Origin of the sequence: Vreelandella gomseomensis, assembly GCF_031451645.1 — a bacterium.
Taxonomy (GTDB): Bacteria; Pseudomonadota; Gammaproteobacteria; order Pseudomonadales; family Halomonadaceae; genus Vreelandella; species Vreelandella gomseomensis.
On the sequence record NZ_JARWAI010000004.1, the window covers coordinates 264,184 to 285,896 of the forward strand.

The following is a 21,713-nucleotide window of genomic DNA, read 5'->3' on the forward strand; positions in this document are numbered from 1 at the left end:
TCAAATGCCCATGGTTCAACCCCGCTCCATTCGCGCACGACGGTTGGGCGCCCACCTGGCGCTGATCGGCTTTGTGTCACTGGTCGTCTTCCCGCTGCTGCTGGTGATTTCGATCTCGTTTCGCGAGGGCAACTTTGCCTCGGGGAGCCTGATCCCCGAGCGTTTCTCCCTCGAGCACTGGTCGCTGGCGCTGGGCATTCCCTGGGAGCGCGCCGATGGTAGCGTGATCCAGCCGCCCTTCCCCGTGCTGCTGTGGCTATGGAACTCGGTCAAAGTAGCCGTGGTGTCGTCGCTGCTGATTCTGATGCTCGCCACCACCAGCGCTTACGCCTTTGCCCGCATGCGCTTCAAGGGCAAGGAGCCGATTCTGAAAGGCATGCTGATTTTTCAGATGTTTCCCGCCGTGCTCTCGCTGGTGGCCCTCTACGCCCTGTTCGACCGGCTGGGTCAGTTCGTCGGCTGGCTGGGGATCAACACCCACGGCGCGCTGATCGTCGCCTCGCTCGGCGCGGTGGCGCTGCACATCTGGACGATCAAGGGCTACTTCGAATCCATCGACGGGTCGCTCGAAGAAGCGGCGATGGTGGACGGTGCCAGCACCTGGCAGGCGTTTCGCTACATCTTGCTGCCGCTGTCGGTGCCGATTCTGATGGTGGTGTTCATCCTGGCGTTTGTGATGAGCATCATGGAGTACCCCATGGCGTCTGTACTGCTCGTGGATGAGCACAAGCTCACCCTGGCGGTAGGTGCTCAGCAGTACCTAGCTGACCATAATCAACGTTGGGGCGACTTTGCCGCCGCTGCCGTACTTTCCGGGCTGCCGATTACCATCGCCTTCCTGATCTGCCAGCGCTGGATTATCGGCGGGTTGACTGCCGGAGGCGTCAAAGGCTAGCGCCTAGTGACGGCAACGCTATCCTCGCTTGAGCGGCTTGCTCATAACCGGCACCTCGGTCGCCGGTTTTTTTATAGTCAACGCCAATTTTTCAGGAGAATTTTACAGACTTTTGCCTTTTGCCATGGTGATATACCCCGCTGAACACTAGGGCAATTCAAGAGCGAAGTTATGACCACTTTCCCCGGCGCACTTTACTATCGGGATGCTTACCGTAACTGGGCACAAATCTTCAAAATCATGTCAGTGCTCTGGCTGGTACTCGCACTGTTCATGGCGCTACCCCTGGCTGTTCTCCTGGTGGAAAAAGACCCTGACGCTCCTGCTTTCGGGGTGTCTTTATTTATTGTTCTTGGTGCAGCCCTCACCACGTGGTTACTTACCCGCAGGGTGTCATTGCAACTGAAGCCCTGGCAAATGTTCGTGCTTACCTCCGCCAGCTGGGCAAGTATAACCGGCTTTGCAAGCCTGCCGCTGATCTTGGGAGCTCCTCAACTTAGCGTGACCAATGCGGTGTTCGAATCCGTCTCTGCCATCACCACGACCGGCTCGACGATACTGGTGGGCATCGAGGATCTCTCCGACGGACTCAAACTCTGGCGGGGAATCATGCAGTGGATGGGGGGTATCGGCATTATCGTCATGGGGATCGCCATCCTGCCGTTTCTTAAAGTCGGCGGGATGCGGCTTTTCCATACGGAATCGTCCGACTGGTCGGACAAGGTCATGCCCCGAACCGGGGGCATCGCCAAGGCAACGCTGAGTATCTACGTGGTGATGACGCTAATGGCCATGCTCAGCTACTGGTTGGGCGGCATGAACCGTCTGGATGCCGTCGTTCATGGCATGACGTCGCTTGCGACCGGCGGCTTCGCGAATTCAGACGCGTCGTTTGGCGCCTATGCCGATCAGCCATGGATACTCTGGATGGCCAGTCTGTTCATGCTCAGCGGTGCGTTGCCTTTCGTGCTCTATATCCGTTTTCTTCGCGGTTCCCGAAGCGCCCTATGGAAAGACCAGCAGGTTCGGGGGCTGTTGGGCGTCCTCGCCATCGCGATTGCCCTGCTCACCTTCTGGCGGGTAATGAAGGGCGACTCTGGATTTGAATCGCTTACTCACGTCACTTTCAACGTCATCTCCGTTGTCACAACCACCGGCTACGCATCCGACGACTATACGCAATGGGGTGCTCTGGCCATTGTCGCGTTTTTCTACCTGACCTTCGTGGGCGGCTGCAGCGGCTCCACCAGCGGTGGCATGAAAATCTTCCGCTTCCAGATTGCCATGCTGATGCTGCGTGACCAACTCCGCTACCTGATTCATGCCAACGGCGTTTTCACTACCCGCTACAATCACCAGCCAGTGACCAGCGATATCTCCAGAAGCGTCGTGGCTTTCTCGTTTTTCTTTTTCATTACCATTGCCGTGCTAGCGCTGGGGCTTTCGGTGCTGGGCCTGGATTTAGTCACCGCCCTATCCGGGGCCGCGACCGCCGTTGCCAACGTCGGCCCCGGTCTGGGCGATACCATTGGCCCGTCCGGCAACTTTGCTACCTTACCGGACGCCGCAAAATGGCTGCTGTGTATCGGCATGCTGATGGGTCGCCTGGAAATCCTGACGGTAGTGGTACTGTTGACGCCGATGTTCTGGCGCCGCTAGTGATTCACGTCATCTATCACCACCTGACGGGGACAGGCGCTGCCGTCTGCGGTGAACAGGTGGCAGCGTTCGCCATGGAGACCAAGGGCAACGTCCTGGCCTTCCTTGGGCGGCGTCACCCCGTTCAGACGCAGGGTGACCGGGTTCTCGATGCCGTCCACCCGGCAGTGCGCCAGCGTTTCGTACCCCAGCTTTTCGGCAACCGATAAGCTCGCGGCCAGACACGCCTCAGCGTCTTCACGGCTGACTACGTCTTCCGGACGCACCCCCAGGGTCGCCTGCTCACCGGTCGTCAAGGCACGTCCGTCCACCGCCACGTCGAGCGTTTCCCCGTTGGGCAACCGCACCTGCGTTAGGCTGGCGCCGGGTTCGATCACTTCCACGGAGAAGGTATTGATCCGCGGCGAGCCGATAAACTCGGCAACCTCCAGGGTCTCAGGGAAGTGATAGAGCGACAGCGGCGCCCCTACCTGGGCAATCCGCCCGCCGGAAAGCAGCACGATACGGTCCGCCAGGGTCATGGCTTCCACCTGATCGTGGGTCACGTAGATCATCGTCGCTTGCAGACGCTTGTGCAGCTCGGCGATCTGCACGCGCATATCCACCCGCAGTGCGGCGTCGAGGTTGGAAAGTGGCTCATCAAACAGGAACACGGCGGGCTCCTTGACCAGCGTGCGGCCAATCGCCACCCGCTGACGCTGCCCCCCGGACAGATCCTTGGGCTTGCGCTCCAGCAGCTCGGTCAGATGTAGCATCTCGGCGGCGTGCTGGACGCGGCGGCGAATCTCGCCTTTTTCGGTCCGCGCCAGCTTCAGGCCAAACGCCATGTTGTCGGCCACATTCATGTGCGGATACAGCGCGTAGGATTGAAACACCATGCCGATATCCCGTTCCTGGGGCGGAATCTCATTGATGCGTGTACCGTCGAGCTGCATATCACCCTGGGTAATCTCTTCCAGCCCGGCAATCATGCGCAGCAGCGTGGACTTCCCACAGCCCGACGGACCTACGAAGACCACAAACTCGCCGTCTTCGATGGTGAGGTCGATATCGCGGGAGATCTCCACGTCGCCATAGGATTTGCCGATGCCGGTCAAACTTAAACGTCCCATGGGGCCTCCTCCGGTGTCATCTCGCAGCGAGCGATGGCGATGCCATAAGGCGGCAACGCCAAATGCCCTTCACGCCATTCGCCATTGATCCACGCGGGCGCATCGGCCAATGCGGCCGTCTGTTTCGGCGCGGCGAGGCGCGCAGGCTGATCGCTGAAGTTCAGGGCTACCAGCAGCCGCGTCTGCTGATAGTAGCGCTCGAAACACAGCACGTTATCGCGCACCGGCCGGAAGCTTACCGCCCCTTTCACCAACGCTGGCTGATCGCGGCGAAAGGCCAGAAAGTCCCGGTAGGCATTGAGCAGCGAACCGGCATCGTGCTCCTGCTGGTCGACGGCCAGCGCCCGGTGAACCGCCGGTATGGGTAGCCAGGGCACTGCCGAGCTGAACCCGGCCTGCCTGGCGTCGGCTTCCCAAGGATGCGGCGTGCGGCAACCATCGCGGCCTTTATAAGCCGGCCAAAAGGTAATGCCTGCCGGGTCGACCAGCTGGTCGAAGGTCAGTTGCGCTTCGGGCAGGCCGAGCTCCTCACCCTGGTAGAGGCACACGCTGCCGCGCTGGGTGAGCAAAAACGCCATGAAGAGACGTAACTTTTCGAGCTGACCTTCACCCTGCCAGCGGGTCGCCAAGCGCGTGACATCGTGGTTGCCCAGCGCCCAGCAGGGCCAGCCATCGCCAATCCGGGCTTCCATTTCAGTGAGCGTCTCGTGCAGGTAGCCGGGATCGGATTTGTCGGTCAGCAGGTTGAAGGAGTAACACATGTGCAGGCGATGGCCACCTTGGGAGTACTCAGCCATCACGCCCAGTGCGTCGTCATCGCCGACTTCGCCTACGCTGGTGGTGCCTGGGTATTCGTCGAGCAGCGCGCGCAGACGCTCAAGGAAGCGCAGGTTTTCCGGCTGGGTTTTATCGAACTGATGTAGCTGGTAGCCATAGGGGTTGTCCGGGCGCACCCCAAGAAAGCTTTCGGTGATCTCCTGACGCGGCGGATTGTCCTTGAGCTCGCCGTGGGTGCAGAAATTCACCGCGTCGAGGCGAAAGCCATCGACCCCGCGCTCCAGCCAGAAACGCACCGATTCGAGTATCGCGTCCACTGCCTCGGGGCAGTGAAAGTTGACGTCGGGCTGGCTGGCGAGAAAATTGTGCAGGTAATACTGACAGCGACGGGTATCCCACTGCCAGGCACTACCGCCAAAGACCGACTGCCAGTTGGTGGGCGGTGCACCGTCAGCCTTGGGGTCGGCCCACACGTACCAATCGGCCTTGGGGTTGTCGCGACGCTGGCGGCTTTCTTCAAACCAGGCGTGTCGATCCGAGGTATGCGACAGCACCTGGTCGATGGTGACTTTCAATCCACGCACGTGGGCCGCTTCCACCAGGCGATCAAAATCCTCGAGCGTGCCGAACATTGGGTCGACATCGCAGTAATCGCTGATGTCGTAACCAAAGTCCTTCATCGGCGAGGTAAAAAACGGCGACAGCCAGATAGCATCGACATTCAATGAAGCAATGTAGTCGAGCCTGTCGATCACGCCCTGCAGGTCGCCAATGCCATCGCCGCGGCTATCCATGAAGCTGCGCGGGTATATCTGGTAGATCACCGCACCGCGCCACCAGTCGGCGCCTTGCTTGCCTACGTAGCGCGAGGTTGCCGCGCCGTCACCTGTGTTCATCATGCGGTTGTCCTTGTTCGTGGCTTTACCGAACATGATGCGATGGGCGCGCGGCGATAAAATCCTCCCCCGGCCGCCTGGTCAGGCGTAGCCGTCAGGCGTAGATACCGGCATTGCCCGCCTTACGTTCACTCGGCTTGGATATGCGCCAACAGCTGGCCTGCGAGATGAATGGCCTCTTCGCGACGCCGGATATTCTGCTTTTGGTACAGGCTGCGGATATGCGTCTTGATCGTGGTGGGCGCCACCGACAGCTGCTCGGCGATCTGCTCGTTGGAAAGCCCGGCGTGAATCAGGCCGAGGATCTGCCACTCACGGCGCGTCAATGGGGAGGTGCGAATCAGCTCCGGCACCTCCGGCCGCGAGACGATATCGGCAATCACCGACTCATCCAGCATCAGCTGCACGGCGCTGCCAAAATCGCGCTGACGCGTCGCCAGCACCAGCAGGCGCTCGAGCCGGGATTGCTCCAGGGGCGCCAGCGGCGTGGCCGCCGCCAGGCGCTTGAGCATTGGCCCAAGCGGTTTGCCAAGGCGCAGAAAGCTGCCTGTGAGCCCGGTTTTGGACGCTAGCTGCAAGGCGGTGTGAAGATGTCCGGAGGCGGCGTCGGTATCACCCGCTCCCCAGCGGGCGGCGGCCAGGCACAGCTGGTTGCGGTTGGCGTCGGTCACCAGGCCAAGCCTGACCGTATGCTGTTCAAGCGCCTCGAGCAAGGCACTGGCATCATCGCCTCGACCCAGCAGCGTCAGCGCGCGGGCATGATTGCGCACGTTGCATTGGGAGAAGTGGTTAGTAGCACTCTGCAATGCGGGCGGTGGCGCCTCCTGCTGCCAGCGCGCCACCGCATCCAGGTCGTTGGTCGATTGCCACCATGCCAGTAGCGTGGCATGGGCGTTGGCCACCCAATCAATATGGTAGTCCCCCTCGGCGAGAATCTTGCGCAAACGGCGGATGTGGTCGGCACACTGGGCCTGGTCACCGCGGCTTTGGGCGACCTTGGCCAGTTGGATATGGCACTGAAGCGTCCAGCGCTCACCCTGGTTATCGAGCACCGCAATGCCCTTGAGCGCGGCCTGCTCGGCTTCATCCAGACGCTGCCATTCCCAGAGCACCTGGCTGCGTATCCGATTCAGAAACTCCGCCACCGGCAAGTGCTCGAGCTCGGCGTGTTCCAGATGGGCAAAGGCACGTTCCTGGATATCGTAGGCCGCCTGCAGACGCCCTTGGGCTACCAGGATTTCGGACTGGTGGCAGAAGGCCCACAGCAGGCGCTGATGGTCCTCACGCTGGCGAGCTTCACGCTCCACCTCACGCACACGGGACAACGATTCGTCCAGATAGCCCTGCACGAAGCGCGCCTCGCTGAGGATGGACGTGGCGGTCAACGGCGTGGTGGCCAGGTAATGGGCTGGCGACTGAAGCGCCGCTTCGGCCAGGGGCGCTGCGCGCTCGGCGTTTCCCTGATTGATCGCCAACTGTGCACGAAGCGTGGCAAACTCAGCGTTCAGCGCCTGCCACGGCGGCGATTCCAGCTGCGCTTCTATCCAGCCAATCGCCCGCGCCGTGCGCTCAAACTGGAACTGGGCGTGGCTCACCCAACCATACATCAGGGTGAGCGCGGGCACCGCGGCAATGCGCGGCTCGCCAAGTAGCGCAAGCCCCTGGGCCATCAGGGCATAGGCGCCGTTGGCCAGCAGCGACGGTCCTTGCTGGGCTATCAGTTCGGCTACATCGTCGCGTGCATCGGCGAGAATCGCCTGGCGCAGCGCCATGGCCGGATCGTCAAGCGCCAGCCAGGCCTGACTCGCCTGGCGGTGAAGCGCACGCTGGGTCGCCACGCTCAGCTCATGGCGGCGATGACGCAGGTACTCGGCAAACAGCCGGTGAAAACGGAACCACTGAGCGTGAGGGTCGGGACGCTCGATAAACATACCCGCCTGCTCGAGCGCGGCCACGCGCTGGGTCAGGCGCTCCCCCTCCAGCAGACGCGCGACCAGGGCGGGCGAGAAACGCTCCAATACGCCAAGCTGAAGCAATAATGAGCGGTCCTCGTCGGCCACGTCACTTGCCAGCCGGTCGTCAAACCAGGCAACGAAATCCGGATGTGCGCCGCTCAACCGGTCGACCAGCGCATCGAAGCCGGCCCGGGTAGTGGTCCGCTCAACCAGCCAGTTCAACGCCAGGGCCCAGCCTCCCGAGCGGCGCAGGGCGCGCTCGAGGCTGACCCGCGTGGGCGGGAAGCTCAACTGTTCGGCGCACAGCGTGTGGGCCTCTTCGGCATCCATGGCCAGCGCCGTCAGATCGATTTCTTCAAGCTCGCCGCGCAGACGCAGGCTAGCAAGGCCCAGCGACGGGCGCGAGCGGGTCAGCAGGGTCAACGTCAGCCATGATGGCTGATGACGCAACCAGTAGACCAACCCTGCCAGCAGGTCGGGGTGATTGATATGCTCAAAGGCATCGATAACCAACCGGCACGCCTGACGAGAAGACGGCAGCTCGCTGAGCCACTGTTCAAGCTGGCTCGTGCAATCGCCGTGCGTTGCCAGGGGCGATAATGGTTCGGCTATTAACGCATTGAGCGCTTCACGCCAGTAGGCCAGAAAACGCTCGGGCTGGTTGTCCTGGGGCTCGAGACATAGCCAGGCGGCCTCCTGTTCGAGCGCCGGCAAGCGCTCTGCCACCAGGGTCGTCTTGCCGTACCCGGCCGGTGCCTGCACCAACAGCAGACGCACACGGGCATCGAGTCCGAAATGATCATTCAAGCGCGGCCGAGCTACCACACAATGGGGCATGGGGGGCGGGACAAGCTTGTCGTGGAGTAACGGCATGGGCGGCTCCTAACCTGACGATTGGACGAACGGGCCGGCAAGAGACGAAAAAGCCCGCGATATCTCGCGGGCAAACAGAAACGTAGAAACAACAAGCGGCCTGGTCGTGGACCAGGCCTGCCGGCTTAGAACCACACTTCGCTTTGCACACCAAAGGTCCACTGGCTGCCGGTAAACTCATCGGCGCCGAATGAATCGCTTGCCGAGTAATCGTTAAGCTCGTCATCCCAGTCGCTCCAGCTGGCAAACAGGCGGACTTCAGGCCGCTGCCAGAAGCCACCGACTTCGGGCTTGAAGGTAGGTGCCACGGTGAACTTGGTATAGTCACCGTCAACCTCGTTGCGCCCCGCATAGCCTTGAGGATCGATATCCATCATTTGGTAGCTGGCTTCATACTGCATCTCGAAGTTTTCGGTCAGCTCATTGGCCAGACGCACATTCAGCGTTGCCCAGTCGTACTGATCGCCCTCGACAAACCGATCTTCGCTGGTCTCGGCCATAACCGCTGGCGCGATACGCCATTTGGGCGCCAGGTAGGTCGTACCGTAAAGCGCCAGACGCGTCGAGGTGGCATCGTCGGTCAGGTCGCCGTTGGCGCCGATGTTCTTGGTCTCGGCGCCCAGGCCCTGGCCGTGCAGCACTGCCGCCTTGTAGTTGCCTTCGCCCAACCCGAAGAAGCTGTCGCCGTGGTAGGCCACCATGGTATGGAAGCCGTTTTCAGCGGCTTCCTGCCCGGCGCCGATATCACGGGTATCGTTATCGGCGGCGGACATGCCGTTGACCATCCACTGCCAGTTACCAAAGTAGTTGTTGGAGGTCAGGATCAGGTTATCGGTATCGCCTTCGAGGCCCGGGTCTTCACTGCTGACCACATCAAAATCGGCAAAACTGCGGCCATAGATTGAAAGGTTTGATTTCCAGTTGTCGGCCAGTTGCATATCGTAGATACCGCCACCGGTACCGGCTAGAAACACCACGTCGCTGTCCAGCCAATGAATGTCAAAGTTGTCGCGGTCGAAACGCTTACCGGCCCAGATGGAAGCGTTTTCAAACGCGCCGGTAAAGCTCGGCAGGTCGCTGAATTCGGCAAAGACCTGACGCACATTGATGTCGGAGTCGCCGCCGGTCCAGTCGTTGCTCGAGGTGGTGCCGTCGGCAATCATGGTGCGGTACAGCGCCTTGGCGCCGTTGTCGAAGCGCATGCGATAGTTGAAAATCGCCTCTGCGTAGGTGTCAGGCTCGTTACCCAAACGACCGACGGCACCGCCTTGTGGGCCGGCGGGCGTGACGTAGGGGCCGCCTTCGGCGCTTTTGCCGTCTTCACCGATCAGCAAGCCTGAACGGGCGTAGACGTTGAACGAGAAACCTTCTTCGCCGTCTGCATAGCGCTCGACGCGGGCCAGGCGCTCCTCGATTTCGGCATCGCTTTCAACCTCGGTGGCAGCATTACGCTGCTGCTCGGCCTGGGCGGCACGTTGCTCAGCGGCCTCGGCGCGCTGCTCGGCCGCCACGATCCGCGCTTCGAGTTCGGCCAGGCGCTCTTCCATGGTCGCGTCCGCCATGGCCGCACCGCTGACGCCCAGGCTGGCGGTGGCAATAGCAATCGCCAGCGGTGTCTTGAATGTCATTTTATCCATTGTTTTAAACCCTGTTGTTGTTAGACGCTCTGCTCTCACTGCCGTCGAGCCGATGCGCATGAAAGCGATAGCGCTTGAATCGATGATTGTGGAACGTAGTCATCTCGCCGATTGGTAAAGCAACCAACATTGCTTCTTTGCATAGCGGGACAGGCAAAACTTAATCGATTAAGGGCAAGTAAACCAACCAGCAATTACTAATTATCGACCAATGTCTAAATGCCAAGCGTCAAGTTAGTAAACGCTGAATGAATCATTAGACAAAAGTCGCTATTGAACTTGACGGTCAGAGACGGCTAACTGAGCGCACAAACTTAATCGTTTAAGTGCAGGCTCCGCCGCCCTTCAGCGATGCTTAACCCGACAACAACAACCATCGAGGAATCACCATGAAAAAGACACTGCTGACCACCGCCATCACCCTCGCCAGCGCCACTGCTGGCATCAGCCAGGCCCAGGCGGCAGAGCTGACCATTTCCTGCGGGGCCGTGGGCGCCGAGCTAACGCTTTGCCAGGAAGGTGTGGAAGCCTGGGAAGAGAAAACCGGCCACGAGGTCGATGTGGTCTCGACGCCCAACTCGTCGACCGAGCGTCTCTCGCTTTACCAGCAGATACTCTCCGCCAACTCGAGCGATATCGACGTCATGCAGATTGACGTCGTCTGGCCAGGGCTGCTGGCCAATCACCTGCTCGACCTGCGCGAAGTACTGGGCGATGACGCCGCCGAGGGCCACTTCGACACCATCGTGACCAACAACACCATCGACGACCGCCTGGTCGCCATGCCCTGGTTTACCGATGCGGGCGTGCTGTATTACCGCGAAGACCTGCTTGAAAAACATGGCTTTGACGTCCCCACCACCTGGCAGGAATTGACCGAAACTGCCCGCGCGATCAAGCAGGCAGAGCGCGAAGCAGGAAACGACCGCATGCAGGGCTATGTCTTCCAGGGCCGCGCCTATGAAGGCTTGACGGTGAATGCCCTTGAATGGGTGGCAAGCCACGGTGGCGGTAATGTTGTCGAGGCTGACGGCGAGGTCAGCATCAATAACCCGCAGGCGGCCGAAGCGCTTGACCTGGCGGCCTCATGGATCGGCGACATCTCGCCCAATGGCGTGCTCAATTACACCGAGGAAGAAGCCCGCGGTGTCTTCCAGGGTGGCAATGCCGTCTTCATGCGCAACTGGCCTTACGCCTGGGCGCTGGCGCAAAGCGAAGACAGCGACGTCCGTGGCAATGTCGGCGTCACCCAACTGCCGGCGGGCGGCGAAGACGGTGAAAGCGCTGCTGGCCTTGGCGGCTGGAATCTGGCGGTATCCCGCTACACCGAGAACCCCGAGCTTGCCGCCGACCTGGTGGCCTTCCTGACCGGCGAGGAAGAGCAGAAACGCCGCGCCATCGAAGCCTCCTACAACCCGACCATTGACGCGCTATACCAGGACGACGAGGTACTGGAAGCAGTGCCTTTCTTCGGCACTCTTTACGACACCTTCACCAATGCGGTCGCCCGGCCGTCGGCGCCCACCGGCGATGCCTACGGCCGGGTCAGCAACGCCTTCTTCAGCGCTTCTCACGAGGTGCTGTCGGGCACTAAGGATGGCGCACAGGCGGTTGAAGATCTGGAAAACGAACTCGTGCGTTTGAAGCGTCGTAACTGGTAACGCTGGAGAGCTTCATGTCGACTTCCACCCCCAAAAGCGCGCCCGAAGGGGCGCGTTCCGCCGCGCTAACCGCGCGGCGCTCACGCGGAACCAAGGTGCGTCGCCAGCGCGTCAAGGCGGCATGGCTGTTCTTGGCACCGATGCTGGTCACGCTTGCCCTGGTCGCCGGTTGGCCGCTATTCCGAACGTTCTTCTTAAGTTTCACAGACGCCTCGCTTTCGGATCTCGGCACGGCGAATTTCATCGGCTTCGAGAACTACCTGGTTCACGAAAACGGCCTTTGGTTCGGTATTATGGCCGACCCGGTATGGTGGCAGTCGGTGTGGAATACCGTCTACTTCTCGGTGGTGTCGGTATCGCTCGAGGTCATCTTCGGGGTGATTGTCGCGCTGATTCTCAACGCGGAATTCAAGGGCCGCGTCGTGGTTCGCGCCGCCGTGCTGATTCCCTGGGCGATCCCCACCATTGTCTCGGCACAGATGTGGGCGTGGATGCTCAACGACCAGTTCGGCATCATCAACCACATGCTGATGGGGATTGGCGTCATCGACGACCCCATCGCCTGGACCGCCAGCGCCACCTACTCCATGTGGGCGGTGATCATGGTCGACGTCTGGAAAACCATCCCGTTTGTTGCCCTGCTGGTGCTTGCCGCCCTGCAGATGCTGCCCAAGGATTGCTACGAGGCCGCCGAGGTAGACGGCATTCATCCGGTACGGGTGTTCTTCAAGGTGACCCTGCCGCTGATCACGCCCGCGCTGATGGTCGCGGTGATTTTCCGCCTGCTCGACGCACTGCGGGTGTTCGATGTCATCTACGTGCTGACCTCCAACTCCACCAGCACCATGTCCATGTCGGTGTACGCCCGCCAGCAACTGGTTGAATTCCAGGACGTCGGCTATGGCAGCGCGGCGTCCACCCTGCTGTTCCTGATTATTGCTCTAGCGACCGTCGCCTACCTGTATGTCGGCCGCAAGCAACTGCAACTGGGAGGTGACGCATGACCCAACGTCAGCTGGGCAAAGTAGCCAAACGGGTCGGTTTCTGGGCGCTGATCGCGCTGATCATGGTCTACGCCGTCTTTCCGTTTTATTACGCCGTGATTACGTCGCTCAAACCTTCCGGCGATCTCTTCAAGGTTGAACTCTGGCCCTCCACCTGGCACCTGGGCAACTACGCCCAGGTACTCACCCAGTCGAGCTTTCTAAAGGCGATTTTCAACTCCATTGTGGTTGCCGTCAGCGTGGTGTTCATCGCTCTGCTGCTGGGCATTACGGCCTCCTATGCGCTGGGCCGCGTGCGCTTTCGCGGGCGCTCGACGGTACTGCTGGTGATCCTCGGGGTGTCGATGTTTCCCCAGGTCGCGGTGCTTTCCGGGCTGTTTGAGGTCATCCGTACGCTCAACCTTTATAACAACCCCGCCGGCCTGATCCTGAGTTACACCATTTTCACGCTGCCCTTCACGGTGTGGGTGCTGACCACCTTCATGAAACAGCTGCCCATGGAGCTCGAGGAAGCCGCCATCATGGACGGCGCCACGCCGTGGATCACCATCACCAAGGTGTTTCTGCCGCTGATGTGGCCCGCCATGGCGACGACCGGCCTGCTTGCCTTCATTGCCGCGTGGAACGAATTCCTGTTTGCACTCACCTTCACCCTGACCGACGCCCAGCGCACCGTCCCGGTGGCGATTGCCCTGCTGTCCGGCGGCAGCGCCTACGAGCTTCCCTGGGGGCCCATCATGGCCGCTTCCGTGATCGTCACCGTGCCACTCGTGGTGCTGGTGATCATCTTCCAGCGGCGCATCGTGTCAGGGCTTACCGCCGGCGCGGTCAAGGGCTAAGGACTTTTCATGTTATCAACGGACTCAACGATGCAAGATACCCACGACACGAACAACTGGTGGCGCGGCGGCGTCATCTATCAGATCTACCCGCGCAGCTTCATGGACAGCCGCGGCGACGGCGTTGGCGACTTACGGGGCATTACCGAAAAGCTCGACTACGTCGCCTCGCTCAACGTCGACGGTATCTGGCTGTCGCCGTTTTTCACCTCGCCCATGCTCGACTTTGGCTACGACATCAGCGACTACTGCGATGTTGACCCGATGTTCGGCACCCTGGACGACTTCAAGACACTGCTGGCCCGCGCCCACCAGCTGGGTCTGAAGGTGATGATCGACCAGGTCATCAGCCACACCTCGGATCAGCACCCCTGGTTTCAGGAAAGTCGCCAGGATCGCACCAACCCGAAGGCCGACTGGTTCGTCTGGGCCGACCCAAAGCCCGACGGCACCCCACCCAACAACTGGCTGTCGATCTTTGGCGGCCCGGCGTGGACCTTCGACTCGCGCCGTCAGCAGTACTACATGCACAACTTTCTGACCAGCCAGCCGGATGTCAATTTCCACCACCCAGAGGCTCGTCAGGCCCAGCTCGACAACATGCGCTTCTGGCTGGATCTGGGCGTCGACGGCTTCCGCCTGGATACCGTCAACTTCTACTTTCACGACCCCGAGCTGCGCGACAACCCGCCGGTGCCCAAGGGGGAAGCCAAGACCCTGGGCGCGCCGGACACCAACCCGTATACCTGGCAGCGCCACGTCTACGACCTCAGCCGCCCGGAGAACCTCGACTTTCTCAAGGATCTGCGCGCGCTGATGGACGAATACCCCGGCACCACCACGGTGGGGGAAATCGGCGATGACAACCCCCTCGAACGCATGGCGGAATACACCGCCGGGGGCGACAAGCTGCACATGGCCTACACCTTCGACCTCCTCAACAAACCGCATTCCGCCCAATACCTGCGCGAGGTGATCGAGCGCTTCCAACGCCTGGCCGGCGATGCCTGGCCTTGCTGGGCCACGTCGAATCACGATGTGGTGCGCAGCGCCACACGCTGGGGCGATGACGAGCATGCTGAGGCCTACCCGAAGATCGCCCTGGCAATGCTCTTTTCCCTGCGCGGCAGCGTCTGCCTGTACCAGGGTGAAGAGCTGGGGCTACCCGAGGCCGACGTACCGTTCGAGCGCATTCAGGACCCCTACGGCAAGGTGCTATGGCCCGAGTTCAAAGGGCGAGACGGCTGCCGTACGCCAATGCCCTGGGACGACTCGGCCCAGGCGGGCTTCTCAAGCGTTGAGCCCTGGCTGCCGGTGGCCCCACGTCACCGCGAGCTGGCCGTCAGCCAGCAAGAGGACATTTCCTCGTCCACGCTCAACGCCACTCGGCGGCTGCTGGCGTTTCGCCGCCGGCATGCCGCGCTATTTGACGGCGACTTGACGCTGGTCGACGTCGGCCATGACCTGCTGGGCTTTACTCGCCAGCACGGCGACGACACCCTGCTGTGTGTCTTCAACCTGATCGGCCACGAGCAGCAGACCACCCTGCCGGTCACGGTCTCTGCGGATCTCGACGGCCACGACTTCACCTATCAGCGCGATGACGACCGGCTGACGCTCCCTGCGTACCAGGCGGCCTTCATGCGCGTCGGCTAAGCGCTACGTTTAACCACAACAACAGGCCAACCCAGGCCCAGATGTCTGAGGTTGGCAAGGAGTCACCCATGGCAAGTGTAAAGCTTGAAAAAATCAACAAGGTGTTTGGCCGTGACCACATCATCGACGACGTCGATCTCGACATCGGCGATGGTGAATTCGTGGTCTTCGTCGGCCCGTCAGGCTGCGGCAAGTCGACCCTGCTTCGCCTGATCGCCGGTCTGGAATCGATCACCGATGGGGATCTGCGCATCGGCGACACCGTGGTCAACGACCTCCCCCCGCGCGAACGCGGCGTTGGCATGGTCTTTCAGTCCTATGCGCTTTACCCGCACATGACCGTCTACGACAACATGGCGTTTGGCCTCAAGCTTGCCAAGGCGTCGAACGAGACGATCCACGACCGGGTGATGAGCACCGCCAGAATCCTGCAGCTGGAAGAGCTGCTGCACCGCAAACCCAAGGCCCTCTCCGGCGGCCAGCGCCAGCGGGTGGCCATGGGCCGCGCCATGGCCCGCGAGCCGCGCATTCTGCTGTTCGACGAGCCGCTTTCCAACCTGGATGCCTCGTTACGCGTGCAGATGCGCAACGAAATCGCCCGCCTCCACAATCGGTTGGGGTCGACGATGATCTACGTGACCCACGACCAAGTCGAGGCCATGACGCTTGCCGACAAGATCGTGGTGCTCAACGGGGGGCGCATCGAGCAGGTCGGCAGCCCCCACCACCTCTACCAGCGCCCGGCGACGAAATTCGTTGCCGGGTTTATCGGTTCACCTACCATGAACTTCATGCCCGCCCAGCTGTTGGCCAGCGACGACCAGGGCTGCCGGATACACGCTGCCGGCGTGGGCGAGCTAGCCCTGCCCCAGAACGCCCAGGGGCTGCCATCAAGCGCGGCACTGACGTTGGGCGTGCGCCCTGAGCACCTGCGTCTAGCAGAGCCCTCGGGCGACAACCGCTTTGAAGTGGTCAACGTCGAATACCTGGGTAACGAAGTTTACGTTTATCTGGATCCCAAGGAAGGTGATACGCTGCTGATCCATCGCAGCGAAGCGCCAAGCCAATGGGAAGAAGGCCAGTTTGTCGCCCTGGTACCGGACACCCAGAATGTTCACCTGTTCGACGAGCACGGCGCCGCGTTAGACTTGCCTGCCCAGCGGCACGCCGCTTAAGCAGCGCGCCCTGACCATCGTTCACCATAGCGCCACGCGCCTCGGCAAGGTGTCTTGTGTCTACCTTGTCGTGGCGCGGCGTGTGTCGGTATTCTTGCGCGTGGACGCATAACAATTAGCCTGCATAGGATATCCCGTGACACCACCACGCCGAATGACGCTCAAGGACCTTGCCCGTGAACTCGGCGTCTCGACTGCCACTATTTCCAACGCGTTCAACCGGCCGGACCAGCTTTCCCCCACACTTCGCGAGCGCATCCTCAGCGAGGCTTCCCGCCTGGGCTATGGCGGCCCCGACGCCAAGGCCCGCAGCCTGCGCACCGGGCGCTCACGCATCGTCGCCGTGGTGCTGGCGGAAAGCCTCACCTACAGCCTGAATGACGCCGTCGCCAGCGAATTTCTATCCGGCGTCGCCGAAGTACTCGACGCCCATGGTCATACACTCCTGTTGCTGCCGGGGCGCGGCCACGACTCGCAGCCCCCAGGCTCGGCCAACATTGCCGACGGTTTTATCGTCTACGGCCTGATGCCCAACAATCAGCTACTGCAACGTTTGCCGTTCCAGCGCCCGCTGGTGTCGGTGGATTTTGACGTGGAAGGCTGCCCGACGGTGCATATCGACGACACCGAAGCCAGCTACCAGATTGCCAGCCACGCGCTGAAGCAACGCCCTGAGCGCCCGGCGATCATCAACCTGAGACTGACCGTCGAGCCCTGCAATGGCCGCGTGACGGCCGCCCATACCATGCTGCCAAGCACCAGCACCATCAGCCGCGCGAGGCTGGCAGGCTTTTATGAGGCGCTTGAAGAACACGGCATAACGCCCGGCGCGGTGCCGCTATGGAATATTGAGGAGAATACCTTCGAGGTGTGCAGCCCGGTGCTGGCCGAGCTGTTCGATCAGCCCGCGCACCTGCGCCCCGACCTGCTGCTGTGCATGTCGGATCGCATTGCGCTCACGGCGCTGACGCTTGCTGAGCAGCGCGGCATTAGGGTGCCGGAGGATTTACGCATTACCGGCTTTGATGGCATTGCCGAGGGCCAGTACCGGGCGCCACGATTGACCACCGTGCGCCAGGATAGCGTGGGCAAGGGCCGAGTCGCGGCGCAGATGATTCTGGGTCACCTGCCTGCCGAGCAGCAGCTGCTCAAGACGGAGCTACTGCCCGGCGACACCTGCCCTTGAGAGGGAGATGTTACTTGGCGGCGGCCTGCATGGCTTCGGCGGTATCCAGCATGCGGTTGGAGAAGCCCCACTCGTTGTCGTACCAGGCCATGATTTTCACCAGCCGCCCGTTCACGCGGGTATGGTTGGTATCAAACGTGGACGAGTTGGCGTCGTGGTTGAAATCAATAGACACCAATGGCTGGGCGTTGACCGCCATGACCGGTGAATCGACAGCCGCTTTTTCAACAACCGCGTTGATCTCGTCTGCAGTGGTGTCACGGCCAGCGGTGAAGGTCAGGTCCACCAGTGAGACGTTGATCACCGGCACGCGAACCGCCAGGCCATCGAATTTACCTTCAAGCTCGGGCAGCACCTTGCCGACGGCAGCCGCGGCGCCGGTCTTGGTCGGAATCATCGACTGGGTTGCACTGCGCGCCCGGTAGGGGTCAGTGTGATAGACATCCGATAGATTCTGGTCATTGGTATAGGCATGAACCGTCGTCATCAGGCCATTCTCGATACCCACGGCATCGTTCAACGCTTTAGCGACCGGCGCCAGGCAGTTCGTTGTGCAGGAGGCATTCGAGACCACTTTATGGTCGGCGGTGAGCGTCTCTTCATTGACGCCGTACACAATCATGGCATCGGCATCGGGGCTCGGAGCCGAGATCAATACGCGCTTGGCACCCGCCTCAATATGCTTGGCTGCCGCTTCACGCTTGGTGAATAAGCCGGTGCATTCCATGACGATATCGATGTCCATCGACGCCCAGGGCAATTTAGCAGGATCCCGCTCGGAGGAGATGGCGATGCGGTCGCCGTCGACGCTGATGCTTTCCGCGTCATGATCAACCGAATAGGGGAAGTGGCCGTGAACGCTATCGTGGCGCAACAGGTGGGAATTGAGCGACGGATCGCCCAGATCGTTGATGGCCACTACCTGCAGGCGATCACGGTAGCCGTTTTCGTACAGGGCGCGAAGGACGTTGCGGCCGATGCGGCCAAAGCCGTTAATCGCTACTTTTACTGTCATGAAAGCACCTCACATTTGCAGAGAACGTTTACCGGGATCTAACGGAACTTCCTGCCATGCATTCAATTCCACTCTCGGCAAAAATTACTAAAAATACGTACTTAAGCCTCTTAAGGGGATATTTGGAACGATTTAGATCCTCCGAAAGGCGGCTTATCGAGCAATATGTAGTAAAATTACTATATAAACGCTATCGTAGTCCACAACTTAATTGCCCGCAATTTCAACGCCCGACGCGGTGCCAACAACAACCATGGCCGACCCAGGAGAATGTCCAATGACGAGCCAAACCCTCTCGCTCCCCCTACGCCGCACCAAGATCGTGGCCACGCTAGGCCCGGCCAGCGACCGCCCCGGCGTACTTGACGCCATGCTGCAGGCAGGCGTGGATGTCGTACGCCTCAACTTTTCCCATGGCGCTGCGGACGACCATCGCCGCCGCCTACAGGAAGTTCGCGAGATCGCCCAGCGACTGGGGCGTAGCGTCGCCGTACTGGGCGACCTTCAAGGCCCTAAAATTCGCATTTCGCGCTTTCAGGATGGTGCCATCCACCTCACCCAGGGCCAGCCGTTCATCCTCGACATGGCGCTCGACGCCGACCAAGGCAGCCAGGAACGGGTCGGCTGTGACTACAAATCGTTGATTGACGATGTCACCACCGGCGACCGCCTGCTGCTCGACGACGGCCGCGTGGTGCTGGATGTCACTCAGGTAGTTGACCAGGAAGTGCACACCCGGGTTCACGTCGGCGGCAAGCTGTCCAACAACAAGGGCATCAACAAGCAGGGCGGCGGCCTGTCAGCCCCGGCGCTGACCGAAAAGGACAAGGCCGACCTGACCACCGCTGTCGATATCGGCGTCGACTACCTGGCCGTTTCGTTCCCGCGCAGCGCGGCGGATATGCAGGAAGCGCGAACGCTGCTCGGCGAGGCCGGCAAGGAAATCGGCCTGGTCGCCAAGCTGGAGCGCGCCGAAGCGGTGGCCGATGACGCCACGCTTGACGGCATCATAGAGGCCTCGGAAGCGGTCATGGTGGCACGCGGCGACCTGGGCGTGGAAATCGGCGATGAAGCGCTGATCGGTACCCAGAAACGCATCATCAAGCACGCCCGCACGCTCAACCGCGCAGTGATTACCGCGACCCAGATGATGGAATCGATGATCGAGTCGCCGCTGCCCACCCGTGCCGAGGTGTTTGACGTCGCCAATGCGGTGCTGGATGCCACCGACGCGGTGATGCTGTCCGCCGAAACGGCCGCCGGTGATTATCCGGTGGAAACCATCGAGGCCATGAACCGCGTCTGCCTGGGTGCCGAACGCGAACGCATTGCCCAGGAGTCTGGCCACCGCATCCACGAAGGCTTCGAGCGGGTTGACGAAACCATCGCCCTGTCCGCGATGTACGCGGCCAACCACCTTGCAGGCGTCAGCGTGATTGCCTGCATGACCGCCACGGGCTATACACCATTGATTGCCTCGCGCATTCGCTCCAAGCTGCCCATTGTCGGCCTGGCGCACAGCCCCATTGCGCAGCGTCGCATGGCACTGTATCGGGGGGTCGTCTCGATTCCGTTCGACACCACCCATATGCAGGCAGAAGACGTCAACGGCGAGGCGCTGGCGCTATTGAAAGCCCACGGCTTGGCGGACCCCGGTGAGCATGTCATTCTCACCCGAGGCGATCACATGAACGCCCATGGCGGCACCAACACCATGAAGGTGCTGGCCGTCGAGGCCGAATAACCACCCTTCTGTCCGGGAGAGTTCTGTCATGAACGATGCGCGACCACCCCGCCAAGCCATTCGCACGCTTCAGGCCCGCAAGCGGATTGCGCTGATTGCCCACGACGGCAAGAAAACCGAGATGCTCGAATGGGCAGCACGCTGGCAGGAGACGTTGAGCCGACACGAGCTGCTCGGCACCGGCACGACGGCGGGGCGTTTGCGCAGCGAGTTGGGGCTGCCGGTGGAAGGCCTGATGAGTGGCCCGCTGGGCGGGGATCAGCAGATTGGCGCGCGCATCGCCGAGCAGGCGCTCGACGTGCTGATCTTCTTCTGGGATCCGTTCGCGCCTCAGCCCCACGACCCGGATGTAAAGGCCCTTCTGCGCCTGGCCGCGCTGTGGAACGTACCCGTGGCATGCAACGCCGCCAGCGCCGACTTCCTGCTTTCCTCACCCTACCTCGACGAACGCTACGACATGTCGATTCCCGACGCCAACGCCTGGGCCGACGCGCGCAGCGTCTGACATGCCAGGCTAGCCGGGGCCTAACCGATCTTTTGCGCACCGGCATGGCGGGTGCGCAAATGCCGCGCGACGACCTGCTGACCACATTCAGACTTGCCGTCCATCGCGACCAGAGCGCAGTTCAATGTCCGTTCGGCGATGCGATCATAATCCTGGAGCGCCGAATTGATCGGCTGGGGCAGAAAATCCAGCAGCCGGTGATCACCAAAGGTCGCCAGCCGCATGCCGTCAGGCAAGCCGCCGCGCTCCAGAAACACGTCGAACACCCCTTCCAATAGCGTATACGACGCCGTTACCAAGGCGTCCGCGCCACCCTCCTCATCCAGCAATTGCGCCGCCAGCCGCGCCCCTTCGCTGCGCTCATAAAGCGTGCCACTCAAATACAGCGGGGTAATCGTGGTATCCGCAAGCGCTGCCTGAAAACCCGCGCGCCGCTCACGGCTGGTGGATAGATCAGGCATGGCTTCAAGCCAGGCGACCCGCCGGGTCGCCGGTTCAATCACCGACCGGGTCAGCGTCAGCGCCGCCTGGCGGTCGTTGCTGACGACACTGGCAAAGCGAGACGGATCCAGCCCCCTGTCCATGCCCACCACGCTCCAGCCCTCGGCCACCAGGTCGGCATAGAAAGGATCGTCACCCGCCAGACAGCTTGCCGTAATCAGCACCTCACAGCGCTGGGCGCGCAGCGCTAACGCCAGGGCACGCTCGCTGTCGGGGCAGTCATCGGAGCTGACGATCAGCAGCTGGTAACCGCGCTCGCGGGCACCGCGTTCGAGACGCTTGGCCAGCCGCGCGTAACTGATGTTTTCCAGGTCCGGCACAATCAGCCCCAGCAGCCGACTGGCCCCACGGCGCAGCGCGGCGGCCTGGGGGTCGATGTGATAGCGGTGCTGACGGACTACCGCCATGACCTTCTCGATGGTCGACGCACTGATGCGCCGCTTTTCAGCCTGCCCATTGATTACGTAGCTGGCGGTAGTGCGTGATACCCCGGCAAGCCGGGCGATATCGGCAAGTGTCATGCAGTTTCCCCTGTGGTTGCCGCGACATGTTATCAGGCGCTCGCCGCTCATCAGACCAAAGTCTAGGCGCGTAACCCTTGTGTCCGTCAGTGAATCGATTCA

Annotated in this window: 16 protein-coding genes; 10 read left to right on the plus strand and 6 right to left on the minus strand. The window is 61.4% G+C overall.

Annotated features, from left to right (window positions below):
- Positions 1-4 precede the first annotated feature (4 nt).
- Both malG and QC815_RS07115 read left to right on the plus strand, forming a co-directional pair.
- Positions 5-895 carry a maltose ABC transporter permease MalG gene (malG, locus tag QC815_RS07110; RefSeq protein ID WP_309767763.1) on the plus strand — a complete coding sequence of 297 codons (891 nt, stop codon included), beginning with the start codon at positions 5-7 and terminating at the stop codon, positions 893-895.
- A 171-nt stretch (positions 896-1,066) separates the two neighbouring features.
- Positions 1,067-2,554: a TrkH family potassium uptake protein gene (locus tag QC815_RS07115; protein ID WP_309767765.1), complete on the plus strand. Its 1,488-nt coding sequence runs from the start codon at positions 1,067-1,069 to the stop codon at positions 2,552-2,554.
- Here QC815_RS07115 and ugpC read toward each other — a convergent pair.
- From ugpC to QC815_RS07135, 4 genes are all read right to left on the minus strand, one after another.
- Complete coding sequence (ugpC, locus tag QC815_RS07120; RefSeq protein WP_309767767.1) at positions 2,551-3,666, minus strand: sn-glycerol-3-phosphate ABC transporter ATP-binding protein UgpC; 1,116 nt, start codon at positions 3,664-3,666, stop codon at positions 2,551-2,553. The two genes, QC815_RS07115 and ugpC, sit on opposite strands and share 4 nt — an antisense overlap.
- Positions 3,654-5,342: an alpha-glucosidase family protein gene (locus tag QC815_RS07125; protein ID WP_309767769.1), complete on the minus strand. Its 1,689-nt coding sequence runs from the start codon at positions 5,340-5,342 to the stop codon at positions 3,654-3,656. Before QC815_RS07125 ends, ugpC begins: the two co-directional genes overlap by 13 nt.
- A gap of 125 nt (positions 5,343-5,467) precedes the next feature.
- Complete coding sequence (gene malT / locus QC815_RS07130) at positions 5,468-8,167, minus strand: HTH-type transcriptional regulator MalT (protein ID WP_309767771.1); 2,700 nt, start codon at positions 8,165-8,167, stop codon at positions 5,468-5,470.
- Between the two features lie 125 nt (positions 8,168-8,292).
- Positions 8,293-9,804 (minus strand): carbohydrate porin, encoded by a 1,512-nt coding sequence (locus tag QC815_RS07135; RefSeq protein WP_309767772.1) that lies wholly within the window; start codon positions 9,802-9,804, stop codon positions 8,293-8,295.
- Positions 9,805-10,193: 389 nt separating this feature from the next.
- Between QC815_RS07135 and QC815_RS07140 the strand changes: the two genes are divergently transcribed.
- The 6 genes from QC815_RS07140 to QC815_RS07165 all read left to right on the plus strand — a co-directional run bounded on the left by QC815_RS07140 (position 10,194) and on the right by QC815_RS07165 (position 17,325).
- Positions 10,194-11,465 (plus strand): ABC transporter substrate-binding protein, encoded by a 1,272-nt coding sequence (locus tag QC815_RS07140; RefSeq protein WP_309767774.1) that lies wholly within the window; start codon positions 10,194-10,196, stop codon positions 11,463-11,465.
- A 14-nt stretch (positions 11,466-11,479) separates the two neighbouring features.
- Positions 11,480-12,469: a carbohydrate ABC transporter permease gene (locus tag QC815_RS07145; RefSeq protein WP_309767776.1), complete on the plus strand. Its 990-nt coding sequence runs from the start codon at positions 11,480-11,482 to the stop codon at positions 12,467-12,469.
- The gene (locus QC815_RS07150) at positions 12,466-13,308 is read left to right on the plus strand and encodes a carbohydrate ABC transporter permease (RefSeq protein WP_230447879.1); all 843 of its coding nucleotides are present in this window, start codon (positions 12,466-12,468) and stop codon (positions 13,306-13,308) included. The genes QC815_RS07145 and QC815_RS07150 overlap by 4 nt, the downstream gene beginning before the upstream one ends.
- A gap of 30 nt (positions 13,309-13,338) precedes the next feature.
- Positions 13,339-14,964 carry an alpha-glucosidase family protein gene (locus QC815_RS07155; RefSeq protein ID WP_309767778.1) on the plus strand — a complete coding sequence of 542 codons (1,626 nt, stop codon included), beginning with the start codon at positions 13,339-13,341 and terminating at the stop codon, positions 14,962-14,964.
- Positions 14,965-15,032: 68 nt separating this feature from the next.
- Entirely contained in the window at positions 15,033-16,139 is a 1,107-nt protein-coding gene (locus tag QC815_RS07160; RefSeq protein ID WP_309767779.1) for an ABC transporter ATP-binding protein, read from the plus strand.
- Positions 16,140-16,275: 136 nt separating this feature from the next.
- On the plus strand, positions 16,276-17,325 hold the full coding sequence (locus tag QC815_RS07165; protein ID WP_230447876.1) for a LacI family DNA-binding transcriptional regulator: 1,050 nt from the start codon (positions 16,276-16,278) through the stop codon (positions 17,323-17,325).
- Positions 17,326-17,335: 10 nt separating this feature from the next.
- On the opposite strand, the gene gap is transcribed toward QC815_RS07165, so the two are convergent.
- Positions 17,336-18,340: a type I glyceraldehyde-3-phosphate dehydrogenase gene (gene gap, locus QC815_RS07170; RefSeq protein ID WP_309767782.1), complete on the minus strand. Its 1,005-nt coding sequence runs from the start codon at positions 18,338-18,340 to the stop codon at positions 17,336-17,338.
- Positions 18,341-18,617: 277 nt separating this feature from the next.
- Between gap and pyk the strand changes: the two genes are divergently transcribed.
- Both pyk and QC815_RS07180 read left to right on the plus strand, forming a co-directional pair.
- Complete coding sequence (gene pyk, locus QC815_RS07175; protein WP_309767784.1) at positions 18,618-20,084, plus strand: pyruvate kinase; 1,467 nt, start codon at positions 18,618-18,620, stop codon at positions 20,082-20,084.
- Between the two features lie 28 nt (positions 20,085-20,112).
- On the plus strand, positions 20,113-20,589 hold the full coding sequence (locus QC815_RS07180) for a methylglyoxal synthase (protein ID WP_230447873.1): 477 nt from the start codon (positions 20,113-20,115) through the stop codon (positions 20,587-20,589).
- A gap of 20 nt (positions 20,590-20,609) precedes the next feature.
- Here the strand turns inward: QC815_RS07180 and cra are convergent, their stop codons facing one another.
- Positions 20,610-21,611, minus strand: a complete 1,002-nt coding sequence (gene cra, locus QC815_RS07185) for a catabolite repressor/activator (RefSeq protein ID WP_309767787.1) — start codon at positions 21,609-21,611, stop codon at positions 20,610-20,612.
- Between the last annotated feature and the right edge of the window lie 102 nt (positions 21,612-21,713).

What these genes read in the sequence shown, in the direction of transcription:
- pyk (WP_309767784.1), top strand. Translation starts at nt 18,618, where the DNA reads ATGACGAGCCAAACCCTCTCGCTCCCCCTACGCCGCACCAAGATCGTG.
- QC815_RS07160 (WP_309767779.1), top strand. Translation starts at nt 15,033, where the DNA reads ATGGCAAGTGTAAAGCTTGAAAAAATCAACAAGGTGTTTGGCCGTGAC.
- malT (WP_309767771.1), bottom strand. Translation starts at nt 8,167, where the DNA reads ATGCCGTTACTCCACGACAAGCTTGTCCCGCCCCCCATGCCCCATTGT.
- QC815_RS07135 (WP_309767772.1), bottom strand. Translation starts at nt 9,804, where the DNA reads ATGGATAAAATGACATTCAAGACACCGCTGGCGATTGCTATTGCCACC.
- QC815_RS07145 (WP_309767776.1), top strand. Translation starts at nt 11,480, where the DNA reads ATGTCGACTTCCACCCCCAAAAGCGCGCCCGAAGGGGCGCGTTCCGCC.
- QC815_RS07125 (WP_309767769.1), bottom strand. Translation starts at nt 5,342, where the DNA reads ATGATGAACACAGGTGACGGCGCGGCAACCTCGCGCTACGTAGGCAAG.
- QC815_RS07155 (WP_309767778.1), top strand. Translation starts at nt 13,339, where the DNA reads ATGCAAGATACCCACGACACGAACAACTGGTGGCGCGGCGGCGTCATC.
- gap (WP_309767782.1), bottom strand. Translation starts at nt 18,340, where the DNA reads ATGACAGTAAAAGTAGCGATTAACGGCTTTGGCCGCATCGGCCGCAAC.
- ugpC (WP_309767767.1), bottom strand. Translation starts at nt 3,666, where the DNA reads ATGGGACGTTTAAGTTTGACCGGCATCGGCAAATCCTATGGCGACGTG.
- QC815_RS07150 (WP_230447879.1), top strand. Translation starts at nt 12,466, where the DNA reads ATGACCCAACGTCAGCTGGGCAAAGTAGCCAAACGGGTCGGTTTCTGG.
- QC815_RS07140 (WP_309767774.1), top strand. Translation starts at nt 10,194, where the DNA reads ATGAAAAAGACACTGCTGACCACCGCCATCACCCTCGCCAGCGCCACT.
- QC815_RS07115 (WP_309767765.1), top strand. Translation starts at nt 1,067, where the DNA reads ATGACCACTTTCCCCGGCGCACTTTACTATCGGGATGCTTACCGTAAC.
- malG (WP_309767763.1), top strand. Translation starts at nt 5, where the DNA reads ATGCCCATGGTTCAACCCCGCTCCATTCGCGCACGACGGTTGGGCGCC.
- cra (WP_309767787.1), bottom strand. Translation starts at nt 21,611, where the DNA reads ATGACACTTGCCGATATCGCCCGGCTTGCCGGGGTATCACGCACTACC.
- QC815_RS07180 (WP_230447873.1), top strand. Translation starts at nt 20,113, where the DNA reads ATGAACGATGCGCGACCACCCCGCCAAGCCATTCGCACGCTTCAGGCC.